Below are 15803 nucleotides of genomic sequence, written 5' to 3' on the forward strand. Positions count from 1 at the left end.
GCGGCTACCCCGCGCTGACGGTGATGATGCGGGCGTCGATTTCGTCGGCGAGGAACTGCTCGATGTCGGGGTCGTCCGCGATGCGACGGACCATCCGCCGCCAGCGACTGGCCTGCTTGCGTCCGATGACGACGATGTCCGCACGCTGTGTGACGACTTCGTCGAGAATCGTCTCCTCGACCAACAGGCCCGTCCGAACCACGTACCGGGCGTTCGGGAGGCGGCCGACGGCGTCCTCGACGGCCCGCTTGAGGTCCGAGCGTGAGGCGTGTTCGTTGTCCTGATAGAGGTTGACGTGGAGAACGGTCAGGTCGGCGTCCTCGGTCCGTGCCACCTCGACGGCGCGTTCGAGCGTCGCACGGGAGTGTTTCGAGAGCGGGTATCTGACCGGGACGACCACCTGCGTCATCAATCGACGTGTTCGCCCCCCTCGGTGTCAACGTTTCGACTCTCGCCTGGACCGCCCCGTCGGACCCGCCCCTCGATTCGCGGGTCGATACCGCACTCGCGGGCGTACTCGGCGAGCACTTCGTACTGCGTGCCGAGCGTCTTCACGCGGTGGGTTTCGGTGAGGACCGGGAATTCGTGGTCGGTGTAGAACAGGTAGTCGGAGGTGGCGAGTCGGAACGTCTCGTCGGCGGCAACCGGGTCGCCGTCGTGCCTGACCGTGACGCGGCCGTCCCCGTGCTGGGTGATGGACACGCCGCTGACGTGTGCGTGCCAGCGGTTCGGCACCGGGTCGAGGTGATTCCCGTCGGCCTGCCGCGCGAGTGTCCGGAGTTCGGCACCGGTCACCTCGGCGACGGTGACGGGTTCGTCGAAGGGAATGACACTGGCGAGGTCCGCGACGGTCACCGCCCCCGAGAGCGGCGGCCCCTCGCGGATGCCGCCCGTGTTCTGGAGGGCCACGTCGGCGTCGGCCGCCCAGCGGTACGCGTCGGCGACGAAGTTGCCGACACGGCACTCGCCCGCGCCCGTGCGCTCGCCGTCGCGCGGAATCGGCTCCTCGGCGTGGCCGACGACTTCGTCCAAGTCCATCGTCTCCCGTCGGCGTTCGAGCGCGGTTCTCACTGGGTCCGAACAGGGCGCGTCGGCGACGGGGTGTTCGGTGACCGTTCCGGTAGTGAGGTCGATTTCGAGCACTCGGTGGCCGTTCGCGCCGGGTCGGGTCAGGACAGTCCCCGCCACGTTCGTGACGCGGTGGTCGTGGACGTGGCCGCCGAGTATCGCGTCCACGTCCGTCCGGCGGGCCAACGCCTCGTCGCCCGCGCCGAGGTGTGAGAGGACGACGACCGAATCGACGCCGGCCGCGCGGAGACGGTCGGTTTCCCGCTCGACGGCCGCGACGGGGTCGGTGAACGTCAACTCGGCAGCACCCGGACACATCGACCCGGTTGCAGGGTCGGTGACGCCGACCAGTCCGACACGGTGCCCCCCGCGTTCGACGACGGTTGCGGGGACGACACCGGCATCCCGGCCGAAGAGGTCGCCGCCGCGGCGGACGTTCGCGCTGACCCACGTCTGTGGCGACCGGCGAACGATGTCGAGCGTCGCCGCCGGGCCGTAGTCGAAGTCGTGGTTGCCGAAGGTATCGGCGGCCGGCGCGACGGCGTCGAAGAAGTCGAGTGCCTGTCGCCCCTCGTGGACCAGCGAGGTGACACCCGGCGCGGTGTTGTCGCCGCTTCCGACGGCGACGGTGGACGGGTCACGGAGCGAGTCGAGCAAGCCCGCGAGACGCCCGATGCGGGCCGGGTCGTCGTAGGCGTTCTCGATGTCCGAGTAGTGGAGGAGGGACAGCGGCATTCGTCCCTACTACGGGCGGCCAGCGCAAATCCCCTTCGGATGTAGCGCGGTGGCGGGCAGAGACAAGGATATAGGTCAGGCGAGTGTACGGAGCGGCATGGAAACGCGGACCACCGACGACGGGAGACAACTGTACGTCGCCCGAGCGGAGACGGAGCGAGGGTCGAAAGGCCCCTTCTACGTCGTCTACAGCACCGAGGCAAAGGACAGTCGCTGGGGCTACTTCTGCTCGAACTGCGAGACGTTCGACAACGCGATGGATTCGATGGGCCGCATCCAGTGTAACGTCTGCAGTAACATCCACAAGGCCGAAGAGTGGGACGCGGCCCACGAGTGAGGCCCACCGTTCAGTAACCTGTCAAGTAGATACATTCAAGTCGAGGGGCGTGGTAACTGTCCCCAGATGGTGACCGTTACCACACCACTCGTCGAACGGGCAGAGCGTATTTTCAGTGACCTCGGGTACGCGGTATCGACGGAGGGGACACGGTTGCGCGCAGAGCGAAAGTGGCGAACGGTCCACGTGACGCCCGTTTCCGACAGTCCAACGGCACCGAGTACGGGAGACCTCCACTGTTTCGTCGCCCCGGCCGAGGAGGCCGACGACGTGCGACGGCAACTCGACGACGACGAGGTAGACGGCGAGTGGGCCGTCCTCGGCGTCGGCGACGACGGCGACTACGAGGTCCACCGGCCCATCGACCGGTATCCGGCCTGACTACAGGAGGCCGCGCCGCGTCGCGGCCAGTCCCGCGGCCACGTCCACCGTCGCGCCCTGTGCATCGAGAGCCGTGCCCAGCGCGGCGACGAGTTCGAGGACGTTCCCCGGGCGCGCGCTGTGACCCATACAGCCGACTCTGAGAACGTCGCCCGAGAGCGCGCCCAGTCCGCCGGCGACTTCGATGTCGTGTTCCGCGAGGAGGGAGTCGATGACCGCACCGTCGTCTACCTCGGACGGGAGCGACACGGCGTTGAGACTCGGGAGCCACCACTCGTCGTCCGCTTCGAGCGAGAGCCCCATCGCCTCGACGCCGGCTTTGAACGCGCCGGCGACCTGCTCGTGGCGTCGCCATCGCCGTTCGATACCTTCCTCGGCGACGAGACGCAAGGCTTCCCGGAGGGCATAGACGTTCGTGATTGGGGCGGTGTGGTGGTAGGCCCGCTCCTCGCCCCAGTACTCGCCCAGCAGGGAGAGGTCGAGGTACCACGACCGAACCGGTTCGTCCCGGCCGTGGACCTTCGCCATCGCGCGGTCGGTGAGCGTGAGCGGACTCGCGCCGGGCGGACAGGAGAGGCACTTCTGCCCCGCGGCGTAGGCGGCGTCGATGTCCCACTCGTCGACCCGGAGTTCGACGCCGCCGAGCGACGTGACGGTGTCGGCGACGACCAGCGCGTCGTGGTCGTGTGCGATTGCTGTCAGTTCGGGGACCGACGGCTGACGGACCCCCGTGCTGGTCTCGGCGTGGACGAACGCGACCACGTCCGGGTGGTGCGTGGCGGCGGCGTCGGCCACGTCCGCCGTATCGAGCGGTTCGCCCCACGGTGCGTCCACGACCACCGCCTCACCACCGGCGCGGGCGACCATCTCGACCATCCGCTCACCTAAGTACCCGCTCCCGGGGACCAGTACGGTGTCTCCAGGTTCGACGAGGTTGGCGAAGGCCGTCTCCATCGCGGCCGACCCGGTTCCGCTGACCGGAATCGTCCACTCGTTGTCAGTCCGGAAGGCGCACCGGAGGAGGTCCTGTACCTCGTCCATCAACTCGACGAACGAGGGGTCGAGATGCCCGACCAGCGGTGTGCTCATCGACCGCAGTACACGGGGGTGAACCTCACTCGGTCCCGGCCCCATCAGGAGTCTGTCCGGCGGCGTCAGTTCCCCGACCCTCGGTCGCTCCATACGAGACGTTCTCACGGACGAACGCAAAAGTGGTTCGCTGGGTGTAGTAGCATGAACCAAAGTCTCACGGGTGACTTATCACCGAGCGCGTCGTATCTCCGCCGATGTTCGTCGGACACGGACTGCTGGCGTTCGCCCTCGTCGCCCTCGGTTGCCGTGCCCTCGGGTGGTCTCGCGAGCGGACGCTGACTGTCGCCGTCCTCGCGTTCGCTTTCGGGACGCTCCCGGACGTCGACATCGCCTACGCGCCGGTCGGCCTACTCGGCGGCGTGACGGGCGCGTTCGACGCGGCCGAGGCGTTCTGGCAGACCGGCAACCTAGTCCATCGGGCGATGACACACTCGCTCCCCGTCGCCCTCCTCGCGGCACTCGCGTTCGCGTTGTGGAGCGTCCGCTCCCGGACCGAGACGTTCGGCCGGACGCGTCGCCGCGGGGCCGCGCTGCTCGCCGTCGGGCTCCTCGCCGGCCTCGTCGCCGTGGCGACGGCCGTCACGGGGGGCCTCGCGGGCGTCGTCCTCGCACTGTTCTCCGCCGTCGGCCTCGCGGTGACGACGCTCGCGGCCCGCCGCGGCGTCGGGCCGGTTACGGTCTGGGCGACGGCACTCTTCGGCCTCCTCAGCCACCCGTTCGGTGACATGCTGACCGGGGAGCCGCCGGTCCTACTGTACCCGTTCGAGACGACAGTCGTCGCAGAGCGCGTCGTCCTCCACCCGGACCCGACGCTCCACCTCCTCGGGGCGTTCGCGGTAGAGTTGGCGACGGTGTGGCTCGCCGTCTACGCCGCCCTGTCGCTGTCCGACCGCCGACTGCGTGACCACGTTCGGCCGCGGGCGGCGGTCGGGTTCGGCTACGCCGCGGCGGCCGTGGCACTCCCGGCACCGACGCTCGCGGCGTCCTACCAGTTCGTGTTCAGCGTCCTCGCGTTGGGGATGGTCGGTCCGGTTCGGGCGGCACGGCACGACCGCCGCCGGTTCCAGACCGCCCTGCTTTCCCGCCGCCCGGCGCGGACCGACCTGCCGACGGCCGTGGTGACCGGCCTGACCGCCGTCACGCTCGGTGCCGTCGGGTACACGATGGCGTATCTGGTGGTGTAAAGCCGACAGCGTTTCCACAGAGGGGAGAGTACGCTCTCGGCATGGAACGGGACGGGCTGAGTCGTCTCATCAGGGCTCAGCGGACGAACGCCGTCGCCGGATGGGCACTCGTCGCACTCGTCCTACTGGCCAGTGTGGGTAGTTTCCTGACCGGAGACTTCCTGTGGGCGGTGTTCACGCTGACCGTCGCCGGTATCGCCGCGTCACCGGCACTCTCAGTTCGGTCGTGGTGGGTGATGCCGCCGTGGGAAATCGTATTGGTCGCGGCACTACCGGTCCTCGGCGGGTTGTTCGCGACGACCATCATCACCGGACAGATAGCGACGTACCTCTCGGTGGCGGCACTCGCCCTGCTGACCGCCGTCGACCTCGACGTGTTTACCACCGTCGAGATGGACGACCGGTTCGCGGTGTTGTTCGTCGTCGTCACGACGCTCGCCGCGGCCGGTGTCTGGGCCGTCGTCCGCTGGAGCGCGGACCTGTTTCTCGGCACCGGGTTCATCGAGAGCGAACACGCGCTGATGGTCGAGTTCACCGCGTCGGCACTCGCCGGAGCCGCCGCCGGCCTCGTCTACGTCCTCTACCGCCGGCGGTCCCGACCCGAGGGGCGTGTCCCGGACGAGGTGGGGCGATGAGCGTCCGCGAGTATCTCCACCTCCCCGAGGTGTGGCAACGACGGCTGACGTGGCTGATGGAAATTGCCCTCGTCGGAATGTTTTTCATCGGCATCGACCGCGGGAACACGGGCATCATCGTCAACACGGCCGTCGCGTTGGGCGTGACGCAGCTGCCGCCGATTCTCAGTCGGGACTTCGACGTGCCGATGAACGCCGGACTGACGCTCTGGATAACGACGGCCGTCTTCCTGCACGCGTTGGGGACAGTCGGGGTGCCGGGGAGCGGACTGAGTTTCTACCGCACAATCCCGTGGTGGGACCACCTGACCCACGCGCTCTCGTCGTCCATCGTCGCGGCGGTGGGCTACGCGACGGCCCGCTCGTTCGACGAGTACGCCGAGGGCGTGACACTACCGCCGAAGTTCATGACCGTGTTCATCCTCCTGTTCGTCCTCGCGTTCGGCGTCCTCTGGGAAGTCATCGAGTTCGTCCTCGCCGAGGTGGCGACCACCCTCGGAACCAGTACGGTCCTCACCCAGTACGGTCTCGAAGACACGATGTTGGACCTCGTCTTCGACACCGTGGGCGCGATCATCGTCGCGCTCTGGGGTGGTGCCCACCTGACCGGCGTCGTCAGTGCCTTCGGGGAGTACGTGGGGCGACGACGCCGGGACGGCGACGGGTCCTGACGTACGGGCGGCGTGCGGAGATTTATGTTTCCGTGCGATGTAGTGGCAAGGCGCATGGTATTCAAGAAAATTACACTCATCGGCACGAGTACGGAGAGTTTCGACGAGGCAGTCGACGACGCCCTCGGCCGGGCGGAGACGACGCTGGACAACGTGATGTGGGCGGAAGTCGAAGAGATGGGCGTCGAGATAGCGGGTGCGACGAACAGGGAGTACCAGGCAGAGGTCGAGGTGGCTTTCGAGCTGGAAGACTAGGTACGGAAGCTTTCGCCACAGCCACACTCGGAGACCACGTTGGGATTCTCCACTGTGAACCCCTCGCCCTGCAGTCCGTCCTCGAAGTCGAGCCGACTGCCCTCGATGTAGTTCATGCTGGCCTCGTCGACGAACACTCGGAGCCCGTGGTGCTCGAAGACGGTGTCTTCGGCCTCCGGTTCGAAGTCGAACCGCATCCCGTAGGAGAGGCCCGCACAGCCACCCTGCTGGACGAACAGGCGAAGTCCGGCCTCGTCGGTGTCCATGCCTTCGCTGTCGAGGAGGCGCAGTGCCTCGTCCGCGGCGGCCTCCGTGACCTCGATGGTAATTCCAGATGCCCCGTCTGCTGTCGTGCTACTCATACAGACCCCTTTCGGGCCGACACTGTTAATCCTGACGGGTGAGGGAACCACGAACGGTTACGTCGACCCGGCGACGACACCGATTACTCTTCGCCGTCGAACCGCTTGCGGACGCTCTCTGCGTGGGCCTCCAGTCCCTCGGCCTCGGCGAGGGTCGTTACGGTGTCGTGGAGGTCCGCGAGCGCGCCCTCGTCGAGTCGCTGGACGGTCGTCGAGCGCAGGAACGTCTCCGTCGAGAGCCCACCGTACCGGCGCGCGCCGCCACCGGTCGGGAGGACGTGGTTCGGACCGCTGGCGTAGTCTCCGGCCGCCACCGGAGAGTACGGGCCGAGGAAGACACTGCCCGCGCTGTCTATCCGGTCGAGCAGTCGCTCGTCGTCCTCGGCGATGATGGCGAGGTGTTCGGCCGAGTACTCTTCGACGAAGAGGACCGCCTCGCTCATCGACCGCGCGAGGAAGACGCCGCTCGCCTCGTTGTCGAGCGCGCCCCGAATCACGTCCGCGCGCTTCCGGTCCACGACCTGTGCATCCACCGCCTCGGCGACGGCCGCCGCGAGGTCCGCATCGTCGGTGACCGCGACGACGGAGGCGTCGGTGTCGTGTTCGGCCTGTGCGAGGAGTTCGGCGGCGACCAGTTCCGGGTCGGCCGTCCCGTCGGCGAGGACGGCGACTTCGCTCGGCCCGGCGAGGAAGTCTATCTCCACGTCGCCCCGAACCTCGGCTTTCGCCGCCGTGACGTAGCGGTTGCCCGGCCCCACGACCGTCTGGACGCGGTCGACCGTCTCGGTGCCGTACGCGAGCGCTGCGATGGCTTGGGCACCCCCGACTTGGTACACGGCGTCGGCTCCCGCGACGTGGATAGCCGCGAGCGTCGCCGGGTTCACCTCGTCTGCGGGCGGCGTGGCGACGGCGACGTGTTCGACCCCGGCGACCTTCGCCGGGACGACACCCATCAGCGCGCTGGACGGGTAGGCGGCAGTCCCGCCGGGAACGTAGACACCCGCCCGTTCGACGGGGCGGTACCGGCGGCCGAGTTCCCGGCCGTCGAAGTCCGCGCGCCAGTCCTCGGGAAGTCCCGCCTCGTGGAAGGAGCGGACGTTCTCGGCGGCCGTCTCGATTGCGTCGAGTACGTCGTCGTCCACCTCGTCGACCGCTCGCTCTGCCGTGTCGGTCACGTCGAGGTTGCCCACGTCCACGTCGTCGAACTCGGCGGTGAGTTCCCGGACCGCCACGTCTCCCTCCTCGCGAACCCGGCCCACGATTTCGGCCACGTCGTCGCGGACCGCCTCGATGCCGGCGTCCCGGTCGAAGATTGCGGCCCGTTCGTTCGGCCCGAGGTCCGATAGCTGTCGGACGTTCATACGCTCCCTACTCGGGCGCGCGGAAAACGGTTGTCGAATCGTCCGTCAGGAGTAGAGCCGCGACATGACGTGCAGGGACGAAGCCAACAGCGTCCCTCCGAACAGCGCGACACCCAACAGGAGCGTCGGGACTGTCGGCGAGAGCGACAACAGGAGCCACACGGTCACCAGCGCGCTCAGGAGGAACATCGTGTGAAAGACGAGCCACGGCCCGACTTCGGCGAGACCCGATCGGACGTTCGACACGGACGGCGACATCCGCGCGCCCGTCGCCGACTGGTCCCGTCCCGACGGACTGTAGGTGCCCGTCGCGGTGTGCGTCCGCTGCCAGCCACTCGTCCGGGCCTGTTCGCGTCGCCCCGCACCCCCAACGCCGTCGGCGGCGTCGGTTCGCCCTGTCCCGTCGCCCGGCCACGCCCTGGCCGACCCGTCGCCGGACCCCTCCCCGACGTGCGTGCCTCGACCACCACTGTCGGACCGCTCGTCGTCGTCCTCGATATCGTCCCACGTCGCGTCGCTCGCCCTGTACCGGTCGTAGTTGCCCGCAGTCCCAGTCCCGTCGTCGGTCGTCGCACCTGCCGTCGACTCGTGCCCGCTCGTCGGCCCTGTCGACCCCTCCTGCCCACGTGGGGAGTGGTCATCGGGACGAGTGTCACCCGTCTCCGCACTGGTCCAGACGGTGCTGTCGAGGAACTCGCGGACGTACGTTCCGTGCCCGACTCGGTCGTATCGCTCGCGAGCCACTTCGTCGACGAGGACGTCGCGGGCCTCGGTGAGGCGTTTGAACGACTCCGCCGCGTCGGCGTCGTCACTCACGTCCGGGTGGGTGTCCTTGACCCGTTCGCGGTAGGCCGCCTGTATCCTGTCGGTGTCGGCGTCGGCATCGACACCGAGTGCGGCGTAGAACGTCTCGTCCATGCCGGAAACAGTGACCCCACGTTCGGTCCCGCCGTTCATAAACTTCACCCGGAACTGCGTCGAAAACGGCCCGGACGTGGCACCAGTGGGCGCACTGGGGGACAAATCCGGTGGTACAAGCTTTTTTACGTGGGTCGTACCTCGAATGCGACATGGGCGAGACGTACACTGCGGAGGGGTGGGAAGAGGCACTCGCCGTCGTCAAGCATCTGGGACCCGGGGCGAGCGTCGCCGTCCCGAAATCCACCGAGCCGAGCCTCCCGCCGGACCTCGAACTCCGTAGCTCGAACTTCCCGTGGTCCATCCACAAGGGTGCCCGCCGCGTTTACCGGGAGGACAGTCCCGGCGAACACCTCCAGATACGCGAGTATCTCGACCGCTGGACGGTCGCAGTCGACAACTTCAATCCCCACCACCGGCCCATCGGTCACGCCCGCAACGACGTGAGTACCGGTGCCGTCGCGACGCTGCCGCTGTTCGCGACGGTACAGACCGTCCGCGTCGCCGGCCAACTGACGACGTCACTCGTCGAACGACAGGGGCAACTGTTGACACAGGGCCTCATCCCGATGTTGAGCAGAGTTCTCCGCTTTTAGTACCCGGAGTCGTCCTCTTCGGTCGGGGTTTCTGTTGGCGTCTCGGTCTGGGTTTCTGTTGGCGTCTCGGTCGGGGTTTCTGTTGGCGTCTCGGTCGGGGTTTCTGTTGGCGTCTCGGTCTGGGTTTCTGTTGGCGTCTCGGTCTGGGTTGTGGTCCCGGGGTCAGTCGATGCCTGTGGCTCGGTTTCTGTTTGTGTCTCTTCTTGATCGACTCCGGTGCATCCAGCGACGAGCGACGAAGCGGCTACGAGCACGAACGTTCGTCTGTTCACATGAGTACTACACGCAGAGACACTTTGCTTGAGTGTTTCCTCGGATGCGACGCAGTCGTCACGAGACACCGTCCAGCAACAGAAGAGTGGAGACGGCTTCCGACGGGCGAGCTTCCCGCCACACAGTCCTCCGCTGTATCGTTCATCTGCCGTTCGTATCCCCGGGCGAGCGAGGCTCTCACGGGGTGGTCGCCGATTAGTATCGGTGTAACTGTCCCGTCGGCCTCTGCTAAACGCCCGCTCTACGTCCGGTAGTTACTCCTCTGGACGGCTTCGATACGCTCCCGAACGACAGTCGTCGTCTGCGAAAGTGTACACCCGGAACACTAACGACCGGCCTCATTCCGTGGCGGTGTGCCGCGTCGGCCGGGAAACCCTCGTGCCGGGTGAGTCACGTGCGTGCGACCAGTCGGGGCTGGCGAACCAACCCGCTGTCGCGTGCCCGGGTTCTCCGCGCTGTCATCGCGCCCTGACGGGTTGCTCGGGCGGGGACTAAAGGCACGCACGTCGGGGTAGACGGCCGCCGGGAATAAGGCTGGCGCGCTAGGCCACGTAGTCGTCTTCGGTTACCTGTGCGTAGTCACCGAGTCGCAGTCTGAGTTTCCGGTACTCGTACTCACCGAGGAGTTTCAACCCCGAGAGTCCCGCAGAGAGGACTTGGCGTGGCTGGTACCGGCCGCGGTTCATCATGTTGTCGACGGTGGCGAAGGTCCGGTCCCAGTCGGACGGTCCCCAGTCACGGACCATGTCGGCGAGGGTGACGTTGCGCCGCACCTCCTCGCCGATGGCGGCCCGCCACTGGTCGTTGTACCGGTCGAGTCGCCCACGGCCCGCGAGTCGGCCGGCTATCTTCCCCGTCCGGACGGCCACGTGGTCGCCGCCCTCGTGGAACGCGGAGGTGGCACCCATCGCGCCGCCGGTGACGGCGATGCCCGCCGCAGTCGGTGACTCGATGGGGCGCGTCGAGGAGATTGGGTAGGCTTCGGTGCCGCCGCGTTTCCCCCGGTCCTCGACCAGCGGGAAGTCCTCGTCCACGTCGTACTCTGGGTACTCGCGTTCCAGCAGGCGGCGGATGTACGTCGCGCCCGCCGGAACCTGCTCGTCGTCCGGGTCCAGTAAGTCGTACTCGTGGCGGTTCGGGACCGTCGAGAGGTCCATCCCCATCGGCATCGTCAGCCCGATGCGAGCCACGTTGTCGTCGTTCGGGAAGACCCACGGATAGGCCGTGTGGCCGGGCATGACGCCCCACCAGAACTTCAGCAGGCCCTCGTCGAACAGTTCCTCGGGGACGCGGCGGTGTTCCTGGTAAGCGATGTGGTTCGCCGAGTCGGCACCGACGTACTCGGTAATCGAGCGGTTGCGGGGCATGAACTGGTCGAGCGCGCCCGTCGTGACGGTCCGCTGTGGGCCGTCGGCGAGTATCAGATACGTCGCCTCCACGTCCTCGCCGTCGGCGAGTTCGAGGTGGTGGGAGTGCCCGCCAGTCATGTCCGTGGTCACGTCCGAGACGGAGACGCCGATGCGGTACTCGGCACCAGCGTCCTCCGCGCGCTCGCGGAGCCAGTCGTCGAAGCGTGCGCGGTGGAACGAGAAGCCGAACGAGGGGTAACTCGACGAGATGCCCGTGTCCCGGATGGTGACGGACTCGTTCGGGCTGCGGAACTGCGCACCCGCCAGTTCGCTGAGAATCACGTCGTCGGGAATCTCCGACGGCTTGAAGTCCATGATGTCGACCCAGTAGTCGAGCATCCCGGCCGCGTCGGTCGAATCCGCGCCGAGCCCCTCGCGGTCGGCGCGTGGCACGCCCTTCTCGAAGACGACGGTGTCGGCCCCGCTGGCCGCAGCCTCGTGGGCCGCGGACGACCCCGCAGGGCCGCCGCCGACGACGGCGACATCCACCTGTTGCATATCCCTACCCAGCGGCGACACGGAATAAAGCCCTCCCTTTCGCACAGGCCGGACCGGGACCCAACGCGCGTCGGCCCGTCGCCCCGGCCCACCGTGGCACACGTTTTTGTCCGTCGCTGTCGGCCTTCGAACGTGATGGGACGCAGTCGACCACTCGGGGGGAGCGTTTCGTGACCGACTCGACCGACGTGCTCGTCCTCGGGCAGAAGTTCCACGGCCTCGACCCGGGGGCGTACGCCGCGACGCTGGCCGAACGGCTCCCGGACTACGACGTTAGGGTCGCCCGGACGCCCGAACGCGAGCGGACGCTCGTCGAAGGCGCGACGACCGTGACGGGCGTCGAGTTCAGCGAGGCGTTGCTCGACAGGGCGGCGAACCTCGAACTGTTCGCCTGTGCCTACGCGGGGTACGACCACCTGCCGCTCGACAGCATGGCCGAGGCGGGCGTCGCCGTGACGACGGCCGCGGGCCTGCACGGGCCGAACGTCGCCGAGCAGGCCATCGGCTTCGTTCTCACGTTCGCGCGACGGTTACAGGAGGGGTGGCGACGGCAACAGCGGCGTGAGTGGCGCGCGTACCCGACCGGCGAACTCGCCGGGAGTACCGTCGGCATCGTCGGACTGGGTGCAATCGGGCAGGCGATTGCCCGACGGCTCGACGGCTTCGAGGTGGAGACGGTGGGCGTACGTCACTCGCCCGAGAAGGGCGGTCCCACCGACACCGTCCTCGGCTACGGCGAGCTAGACGAAGCACTCGCTCGGGCCGACTACCTGCTGTTGGCGTGCCCGCTTACCGACGAGACGTGGGGCCTCGTCGGGGCGGCGGAACTGGCGACGCTGTCTCCGGAGGCCGTCCTCGTCAACGTCGCTCGGGGCGAAGTCGTCGACACCGACGCGCTCGTCGACGCGCTCCGTCGGAACCAACTCGGTGGCGCGGCACTGGACGTGACCGACCCGGAACCGCTCCCCAGCGACCACCCGCTGTGGACCTTCGAGAACGTCCTCCTGACGCCGCACAACGCGGGCTTCACGCCGAACTATCACGACAGGCTCGCCGATATCGTCGGAGAGAACGTCGAGCGGTTGGCGTCCGGGACGGAGCTACGCAACCGCGTCCGCTAGTCCTCGATGGGGCCGACGAGTTCGACGACGTGGCCGTCCGGGTCCTCGATGAAGGCGGTCCGGGCACCGGCTTCGACGTTGTCCGCCGGTTCCTGGACGACGCCGTGGTTGTCGATACGGTCGAAAGCCGCGTCGGTGTCCTCGACGGAGACGGCGAGGTGGTCCCACGCGTCGCCGCTCTCGAAGTCGTCCTCACCGTCGGTGTCCGAGAGCTGAATCTCGATGCCGTTCCCGCCCGCGACGTAGACGTTGTCCGTCTCGCCGTCCGGCGTGGTAAACTCCCACGTGCGCTCGAAGTCGAGGTTCTCGACGTACCAGTCGGCGCTCTCGTCGGCGTCCGAGACGTTCATACAGACGTGGATGATGTCCATTGCGTCGGGTCCTCCGAGCGAGAGGGGGTTAAGTGGCGCGGACCGACGCGGGCCGGGAGCCGTCGAGACAGCGTTCAGTCTCAGTCGAGCGTGAACTCCCGGCCGCTCCAAGAGTCGATGTCTAGTTTGTACGGCGTGACCGTCTCCGAGTCGCCCCAGACGACGGGGTTCGGTGTCGACTGCGCAGTCTGTGCGAGGTTGGCGAAGGCCGGTTCCGCCTCCCGATACTCGATTTCGGTCAACTCTCCTTTGACGACGACGCTCCGCCAGCACTCGTCGGCGTCAGTCTCCTCGTAGACGGTGAAGCTCACCTCGGCGTCGCGTCCGAGACATCGCTTCTTCCGGCTGTCGTCGTCGCCTTCGAGTTGGACGGCGAAACAGTCACTGGCAGCGTCGTACCCGAACGCGATGGGGACCTGATACGGCGTCGGGTTGGGGTCGTCGTTCAACCCCAACACCCCGACTGCGTTCGTTTGGAGGACATCGACTACCTCGTCGTCCGTGAGTCGTCTCATTCCCGTTTCGATAGTTCACTGGCTCCGGTAAAATCAGTTGCGTTGACTCCTGACCGGAACGGTCGGTCCGACTACATTAATATAAAACAAGAGTGGGACATGCCCGTGTTTTCAAAAATCGGGAACGGGATACCCCGTTTTTCACCGGACATCAAAAAGGTTTGCACATGGCCCCATCGTCGCAGGAAGCGTTCGCGGAATGGGACAACGACAGATACAGCGTGGGAATCGAACGGTTCGACGAGCAACACCAGCGGCTGTTCGGCCTGCTGAACGACCTCCACACGGCCATGGACGAGGGACACTCCGACGAAAAGGTCGGTGACATCCTCCGGGAACTGGAGCGATACACCGACTACCACTTCGGAGACGAGGAAGAGTTCATGCAAGACTGTGGGTACGCGATGGACTGCTCGGACTGCTTTTTCAACCACCGCGAGATGCACGACGAGTTCGCCGAGCGGGTGACCGACCTCCGGGAGAAACACGAGAACGGCCAGTACATCACGATGGAAGTGCTGACCTTCGTCCGTGACTGGCTGGACTCCCACATCGCCGCCAGCGACGTCGACCAGAACTACGGCGAGTACTACGAGGAAGAAGTCGAGGACTACGAGTACAACCCCGGCGGCTTGCGGCCGAACCGAGGCGGCGACCGGACCGATACCGCCGACACCGACGACCAGCACGAGCAGGAGTTCGACCTGACCGTCGAGAGCGAGGTGCACGCGGGTGGCGACCGCTCGATACCGGAGGGGCCGCTCGCGGACTGGTTCAAGAGCCTCGCCGAAATACACGGGGAGCGGACGGCCGTCCGGGTCCCCGAGGGCGGACGCTACACCGAGCGGAGTTTCGATACCCTCTATGAACGAGCGCGAGAGGTCGCGGGCGGCCTGCTCAGTGACGCGTTCCGACCCGGCGACAGGGTCGCCATCGTCGCCGAGAGCGGGTACGACTGGTCCGTCGTCGAGATAGCGTGTCAGATTGCGGGCCTCGTCTCCGTCCCCATCTATCCGTCGCTGGACAGCGAACAGACGCGTGCAGCCATGTCGAGCGCGGACGTGGACGGTATCGTCTGCGAGACGGAGACGCCCGGCGAGATTCAGAACGCGGCCGGCACGGTGGTCCACATCGCGGACCTGCCGACGGCCGACCCCCGGGCACTCCCCGGCTTCGAGGCGGACGACGACGACGTAGCGACGATCGTGTTCGACGCCAGCAGTCCGGACGAGCAGTCGGCCATCGCGCTCACGCACGAGAACCTGCTCGCGGCCGTCGGGTCGATACGTGCGGCCCTCCCGCTCGACCCGGGAGCGACAGGTGCCTTCCCGCTTCCGTTCGCACACGTGTTCCCCCGCGTCACGGCGTACTACCTCTGGTCGACCGGCGGGTCGGTCACGCACGTCGACCCCGGCGGCCTGACCGACGGACTCGCCGCACTCCAGCCGGACGTCGTCGTCGGCACCCCGCGCATCTACCAGCAACTGTACGGTACGCTACAGGACCGTATCGGTGACCTCGGGTGGATGAAGCGGAAACTCGCCGGCCGCGTCGCCAGTTACGGCCGCGGCATCGTCTCCGGGCGGGGCACCCCGTTCAAGTACTCCGCCGCGAACCGCCTCGTTTTCAAGCCGCTTCGCGAGGAAACCGGGCTGGCGAACGTGACGTACGCGCTCTCGGGTGCCGGCCACCTCGACGAACACCTCGTCCACTTCCTCCGGGGCTTCGGCGTCCCCGTGAGCGAACTCCACGGGCCGGTGGAGGCCAGCGGCGTCGGGACGCTGAACCCCGCCGACGCCTACGAGCCGGGAACTGCCGGGAGGCCGCTCCCGGGGACGGAGTTCGCACTCTCGGCCGACGGCGACGTGCTGGTCCGTGGTCCCACCGTGATGGCGGGCTATCTGGACGACGACGCGACCGCTCGGGCGATTCGTGACGGGTGGTTACTGACCGGCGACACCGGGGCGTTCGACGAGGACGGCCGTCTCCACCTCGACCGAGAGGAGTGAGGACCGAACCGC

At 67.3% G+C, this 15803-nt stretch carries 19 protein-coding genes; 9 read left to right on the forward strand and 10 right to left on the reverse strand.

Features of this window, described 5'->3' with window-relative positions; translation table 11 throughout:
- Positions 1-4: 4 nt before the first annotated feature.
- Together MUG95_RS01620 and MUG95_RS01625 are read right to left on the reverse strand one after the other, a co-directional pair.
- The gene (locus tag MUG95_RS01620) at positions 5-409 is read right to left on the reverse strand and encodes a universal stress protein (protein WP_247009323.1); all 405 of its coding nucleotides are present in this window, start codon (positions 407-409) and stop codon (positions 5-7) included.
- Positions 409-1803 carry a bifunctional metallophosphatase/5'-nucleotidase gene (locus MUG95_RS01625; protein ID WP_247009324.1) on the reverse strand — a complete coding sequence of 465 codons (1395 nt, stop codon included), beginning with the start codon at positions 1801-1803 and terminating at the stop codon, positions 409-411. Before MUG95_RS01625 ends, MUG95_RS01620 begins: the two co-directional genes overlap by 1 nt.
- Positions 1804-1900: 97 nt before the next feature.
- Here MUG95_RS01625 and MUG95_RS01630 point away from each other — a divergent pair, with 97 nt between their 5' ends.
- Complete coding sequence (locus tag MUG95_RS01630) at positions 1901-2140, forward strand: DUF5816 domain-containing protein (protein WP_247009325.1); 240 nt, start codon at positions 1901-1903, stop codon at positions 2138-2140.
- Positions 2141-2206: 66 nt separating this feature from the next.
- The gene (locus MUG95_RS01635; RefSeq protein WP_247009326.1) at positions 2207-2521 is read left to right on the forward strand and encodes a DUF7116 family protein; all 315 of its coding nucleotides are present in this window, start codon (positions 2207-2209) and stop codon (positions 2519-2521) included.
- Here the strand turns inward: MUG95_RS01635 and MUG95_RS01640 are convergent, their stop codons facing one another.
- Positions 2522-3703, reverse strand: a complete 1182-nt coding sequence (locus tag MUG95_RS01640) for a pyridoxal-phosphate-dependent aminotransferase family protein (protein ID WP_247009327.1) — start codon at positions 3701-3703, stop codon at positions 2522-2524.
- A 104-nt stretch (positions 3704-3807) separates the two neighbouring features.
- On the opposite strand from MUG95_RS01640, the gene MUG95_RS01645 reads away from it, so the two are divergent.
- Genes MUG95_RS01645 through MUG95_RS01660 form a run of 4 tightly spaced genes read left to right on the forward strand, consistent with a single transcriptional unit; the run spans position 3808 to position 6358 of the window.
- Positions 3808-4797: a metal-dependent hydrolase gene (locus MUG95_RS01645; RefSeq protein ID WP_247009328.1), complete on the forward strand. Its 990-nt coding sequence runs from the start codon at positions 3808-3810 to the stop codon at positions 4795-4797.
- Between the two features lie 41 nt (positions 4798-4838).
- Positions 4839-5432: a hypothetical protein gene (locus tag MUG95_RS01650; protein WP_247009329.1), complete on the forward strand. Its 594-nt coding sequence runs from the start codon at positions 4839-4841 to the stop codon at positions 5430-5432.
- Positions 5429-6103 (forward strand): DUF2238 domain-containing protein, encoded by a 675-nt coding sequence (locus MUG95_RS01655; RefSeq protein WP_247009330.1) that lies wholly within the window; start codon positions 5429-5431, stop codon positions 6101-6103. Before MUG95_RS01650 ends, MUG95_RS01655 begins: the two co-directional genes overlap by 4 nt.
- Before the next feature lie 54 nt (positions 6104-6157).
- Positions 6158-6358, forward strand: coding sequence for a dodecin (locus MUG95_RS01660; protein WP_247009331.1), 201 nt, complete (start codon positions 6158-6160; stop codon positions 6356-6358).
- Here the strand turns inward: MUG95_RS01660 and MUG95_RS01665 are convergent.
- The 3 genes from MUG95_RS01665 to MUG95_RS01675 form a co-directional block, all read right to left on the reverse strand.
- On the reverse strand, positions 6355-6720 hold the full coding sequence (locus MUG95_RS01665) for a HesB/IscA family protein (protein ID WP_247009332.1): 366 nt from the start codon (positions 6718-6720) through the stop codon (positions 6355-6357). The two genes, MUG95_RS01660 and MUG95_RS01665, sit on opposite strands and share 4 nt — an antisense overlap.
- 83 nt (positions 6721-6803) lie before the next feature.
- Entirely contained in the window at positions 6804-8081 is a 1278-nt protein-coding gene (hisD, locus tag MUG95_RS01670) for a histidinol dehydrogenase (protein ID WP_247009333.1), read from the reverse strand.
- Positions 8082-8126: 45 nt separating this feature from the next.
- Entirely contained in the window at positions 8127-8999 is an 873-nt protein-coding gene (locus tag MUG95_RS01675) for a J domain-containing protein (protein WP_247009334.1), read from the reverse strand.
- A gap of 152 nt (positions 9000-9151) precedes the next feature.
- Here MUG95_RS01675 and MUG95_RS01680 point away from each other — a divergent pair, with 152 nt between their 5' ends.
- On the forward strand, positions 9152-9595 hold the full coding sequence (locus MUG95_RS01680; RefSeq protein ID WP_247009335.1) for a hypothetical protein: 444 nt from the start codon (positions 9152-9154) through the stop codon (positions 9593-9595).
- On the opposite strand, the gene MUG95_RS01685 is transcribed toward MUG95_RS01680, so the two are convergent.
- On the reverse strand, positions 9592-9867 hold the full coding sequence (locus tag MUG95_RS01685; protein ID WP_247009336.1) for a hypothetical protein: 276 nt from the start codon (positions 9865-9867) through the stop codon (positions 9592-9594). The two genes, MUG95_RS01680 and MUG95_RS01685, sit on opposite strands and share 4 nt — an antisense overlap.
- Before the next feature lie 543 nt (positions 9868-10410).
- Positions 10411-11775 carry an NAD(P)/FAD-dependent oxidoreductase gene (locus tag MUG95_RS01690; RefSeq protein ID WP_247009337.1) on the reverse strand — a complete coding sequence of 455 codons (1365 nt, stop codon included), beginning with the start codon at positions 11773-11775 and terminating at the stop codon, positions 10411-10413.
- Positions 11776-11945: 170 nt separating this feature from the next.
- Between MUG95_RS01690 and MUG95_RS01695 the strand changes: the two genes are divergently transcribed.
- The gene (locus MUG95_RS01695) at positions 11946-12896 is read left to right on the forward strand and encodes a D-2-hydroxyacid dehydrogenase (RefSeq protein ID WP_247009338.1); all 951 of its coding nucleotides are present in this window, start codon (positions 11946-11948) and stop codon (positions 12894-12896) included.
- On the opposite strand, the gene MUG95_RS01700 is transcribed toward MUG95_RS01695, so the two are convergent.
- Together MUG95_RS01700 and MUG95_RS01705 are read right to left on the reverse strand one after the other, a co-directional pair.
- Positions 12893-13267, reverse strand: a complete 375-nt coding sequence (locus MUG95_RS01700) for a VOC family protein (RefSeq protein WP_247009339.1) — start codon at positions 13265-13267, stop codon at positions 12893-12895. The two genes, MUG95_RS01695 and MUG95_RS01700, sit on opposite strands and share 4 nt — an antisense overlap.
- 80 nt (positions 13268-13347) lie before the next feature.
- Positions 13348-13782, reverse strand: a complete 435-nt coding sequence (locus tag MUG95_RS01705; protein WP_247009340.1) for a pyridoxamine 5'-phosphate oxidase family protein — start codon at positions 13780-13782, stop codon at positions 13348-13350.
- A gap of 167 nt (positions 13783-13949) precedes the next feature.
- Between MUG95_RS01705 and MUG95_RS01710 the strand changes: the two genes are divergently transcribed.
- The gene (locus MUG95_RS01710; protein ID WP_247009341.1) at positions 13950-15791 is read left to right on the forward strand and encodes a bacteriohemerythrin; all 1842 of its coding nucleotides are present in this window, start codon (positions 13950-13952) and stop codon (positions 15789-15791) included.
- Positions 15792-15803: the final 12 nt, after the last annotated feature.

Source organism: Halorientalis litorea, assembly GCF_023028225.1.
GTDB classification, from domain to species: domain Archaea; phylum Halobacteriota; class Halobacteria; order Halobacteriales; family Haloarculaceae; genus Halorientalis; species Halorientalis litorea.

What these genes read in the sequence shown, in the direction of transcription:
- MUG95_RS01660 (WP_247009331.1), top strand. Translation starts at nt 6,158, where the DNA reads ATGGTATTCAAGAAAATTACACTCATCGGCACGAGTACGGAGAGTTTC.
- MUG95_RS01665 (WP_247009332.1), bottom strand. Translation starts at nt 6,720, where the DNA reads ATGAGTAGCACGACAGCAGACGGGGCATCTGGAATTACCATCGAGGTC.
- MUG95_RS01650 (WP_247009329.1), top strand. Translation starts at nt 4,839, where the DNA reads ATGGAACGGGACGGGCTGAGTCGTCTCATCAGGGCTCAGCGGACGAAC.
- MUG95_RS01635 (WP_247009326.1), top strand. Translation starts at nt 2,207, where the DNA reads ATGGTGACCGTTACCACACCACTCGTCGAACGGGCAGAGCGTATTTTC.
- MUG95_RS01680 (WP_247009335.1), top strand. Translation starts at nt 9,152, where the DNA reads ATGGGCGAGACGTACACTGCGGAGGGGTGGGAAGAGGCACTCGCCGTC.
- hisD (WP_247009333.1), bottom strand. Translation starts at nt 8,081, where the DNA reads ATGAACGTCCGACAGCTATCGGACCTCGGGCCGAACGAACGGGCCGCA.
- MUG95_RS01645 (WP_247009328.1), top strand. Translation starts at nt 3,808, where the DNA reads ATGTTCGTCGGACACGGACTGCTGGCGTTCGCCCTCGTCGCCCTCGGT.
- MUG95_RS01640 (WP_247009327.1), bottom strand. Translation starts at nt 3,703, where the DNA reads ATGGAGCGACCGAGGGTCGGGGAACTGACGCCGCCGGACAGACTCCTG.
- MUG95_RS01620 (WP_247009323.1), bottom strand. Translation starts at nt 409, where the DNA reads ATGACGCAGGTGGTCGTCCCGGTCAGATACCCGCTCTCGAAACACTCC.
- MUG95_RS01655 (WP_247009330.1), top strand. Translation starts at nt 5,429, where the DNA reads ATGAGCGTCCGCGAGTATCTCCACCTCCCCGAGGTGTGGCAACGACGG.
- MUG95_RS01710 (WP_247009341.1), top strand. Translation starts at nt 13,950, where the DNA reads ATGGCCCCATCGTCGCAGGAAGCGTTCGCGGAATGGGACAACGACAGA.
- MUG95_RS01625 (WP_247009324.1), bottom strand. Translation starts at nt 1,803, where the DNA reads ATGCCGCTGTCCCTCCTCCACTACTCGGACATCGAGAACGCCTACGAC.
- MUG95_RS01675 (WP_247009334.1), bottom strand. Translation starts at nt 8,999, where the DNA reads ATGGACGAGACGTTCTACGCCGCACTCGGTGTCGATGCCGACGCCGAC.
- MUG95_RS01690 (WP_247009337.1), bottom strand. Translation starts at nt 11,775, where the DNA reads ATGCAACAGGTGGATGTCGCCGTCGTCGGCGGCGGCCCTGCGGGGTCG.
- MUG95_RS01630 (WP_247009325.1), top strand. Translation starts at nt 1,901, where the DNA reads ATGGAAACGCGGACCACCGACGACGGGAGACAACTGTACGTCGCCCGA.
- MUG95_RS01705 (WP_247009340.1), bottom strand. Translation starts at nt 13,782, where the DNA reads ATGAGACGACTCACGGACGACGAGGTAGTCGATGTCCTCCAAACGAAC.
- MUG95_RS01700 (WP_247009339.1), bottom strand. Translation starts at nt 13,267, where the DNA reads ATGGACATCATCCACGTCTGTATGAACGTCTCGGACGCCGACGAGAGC.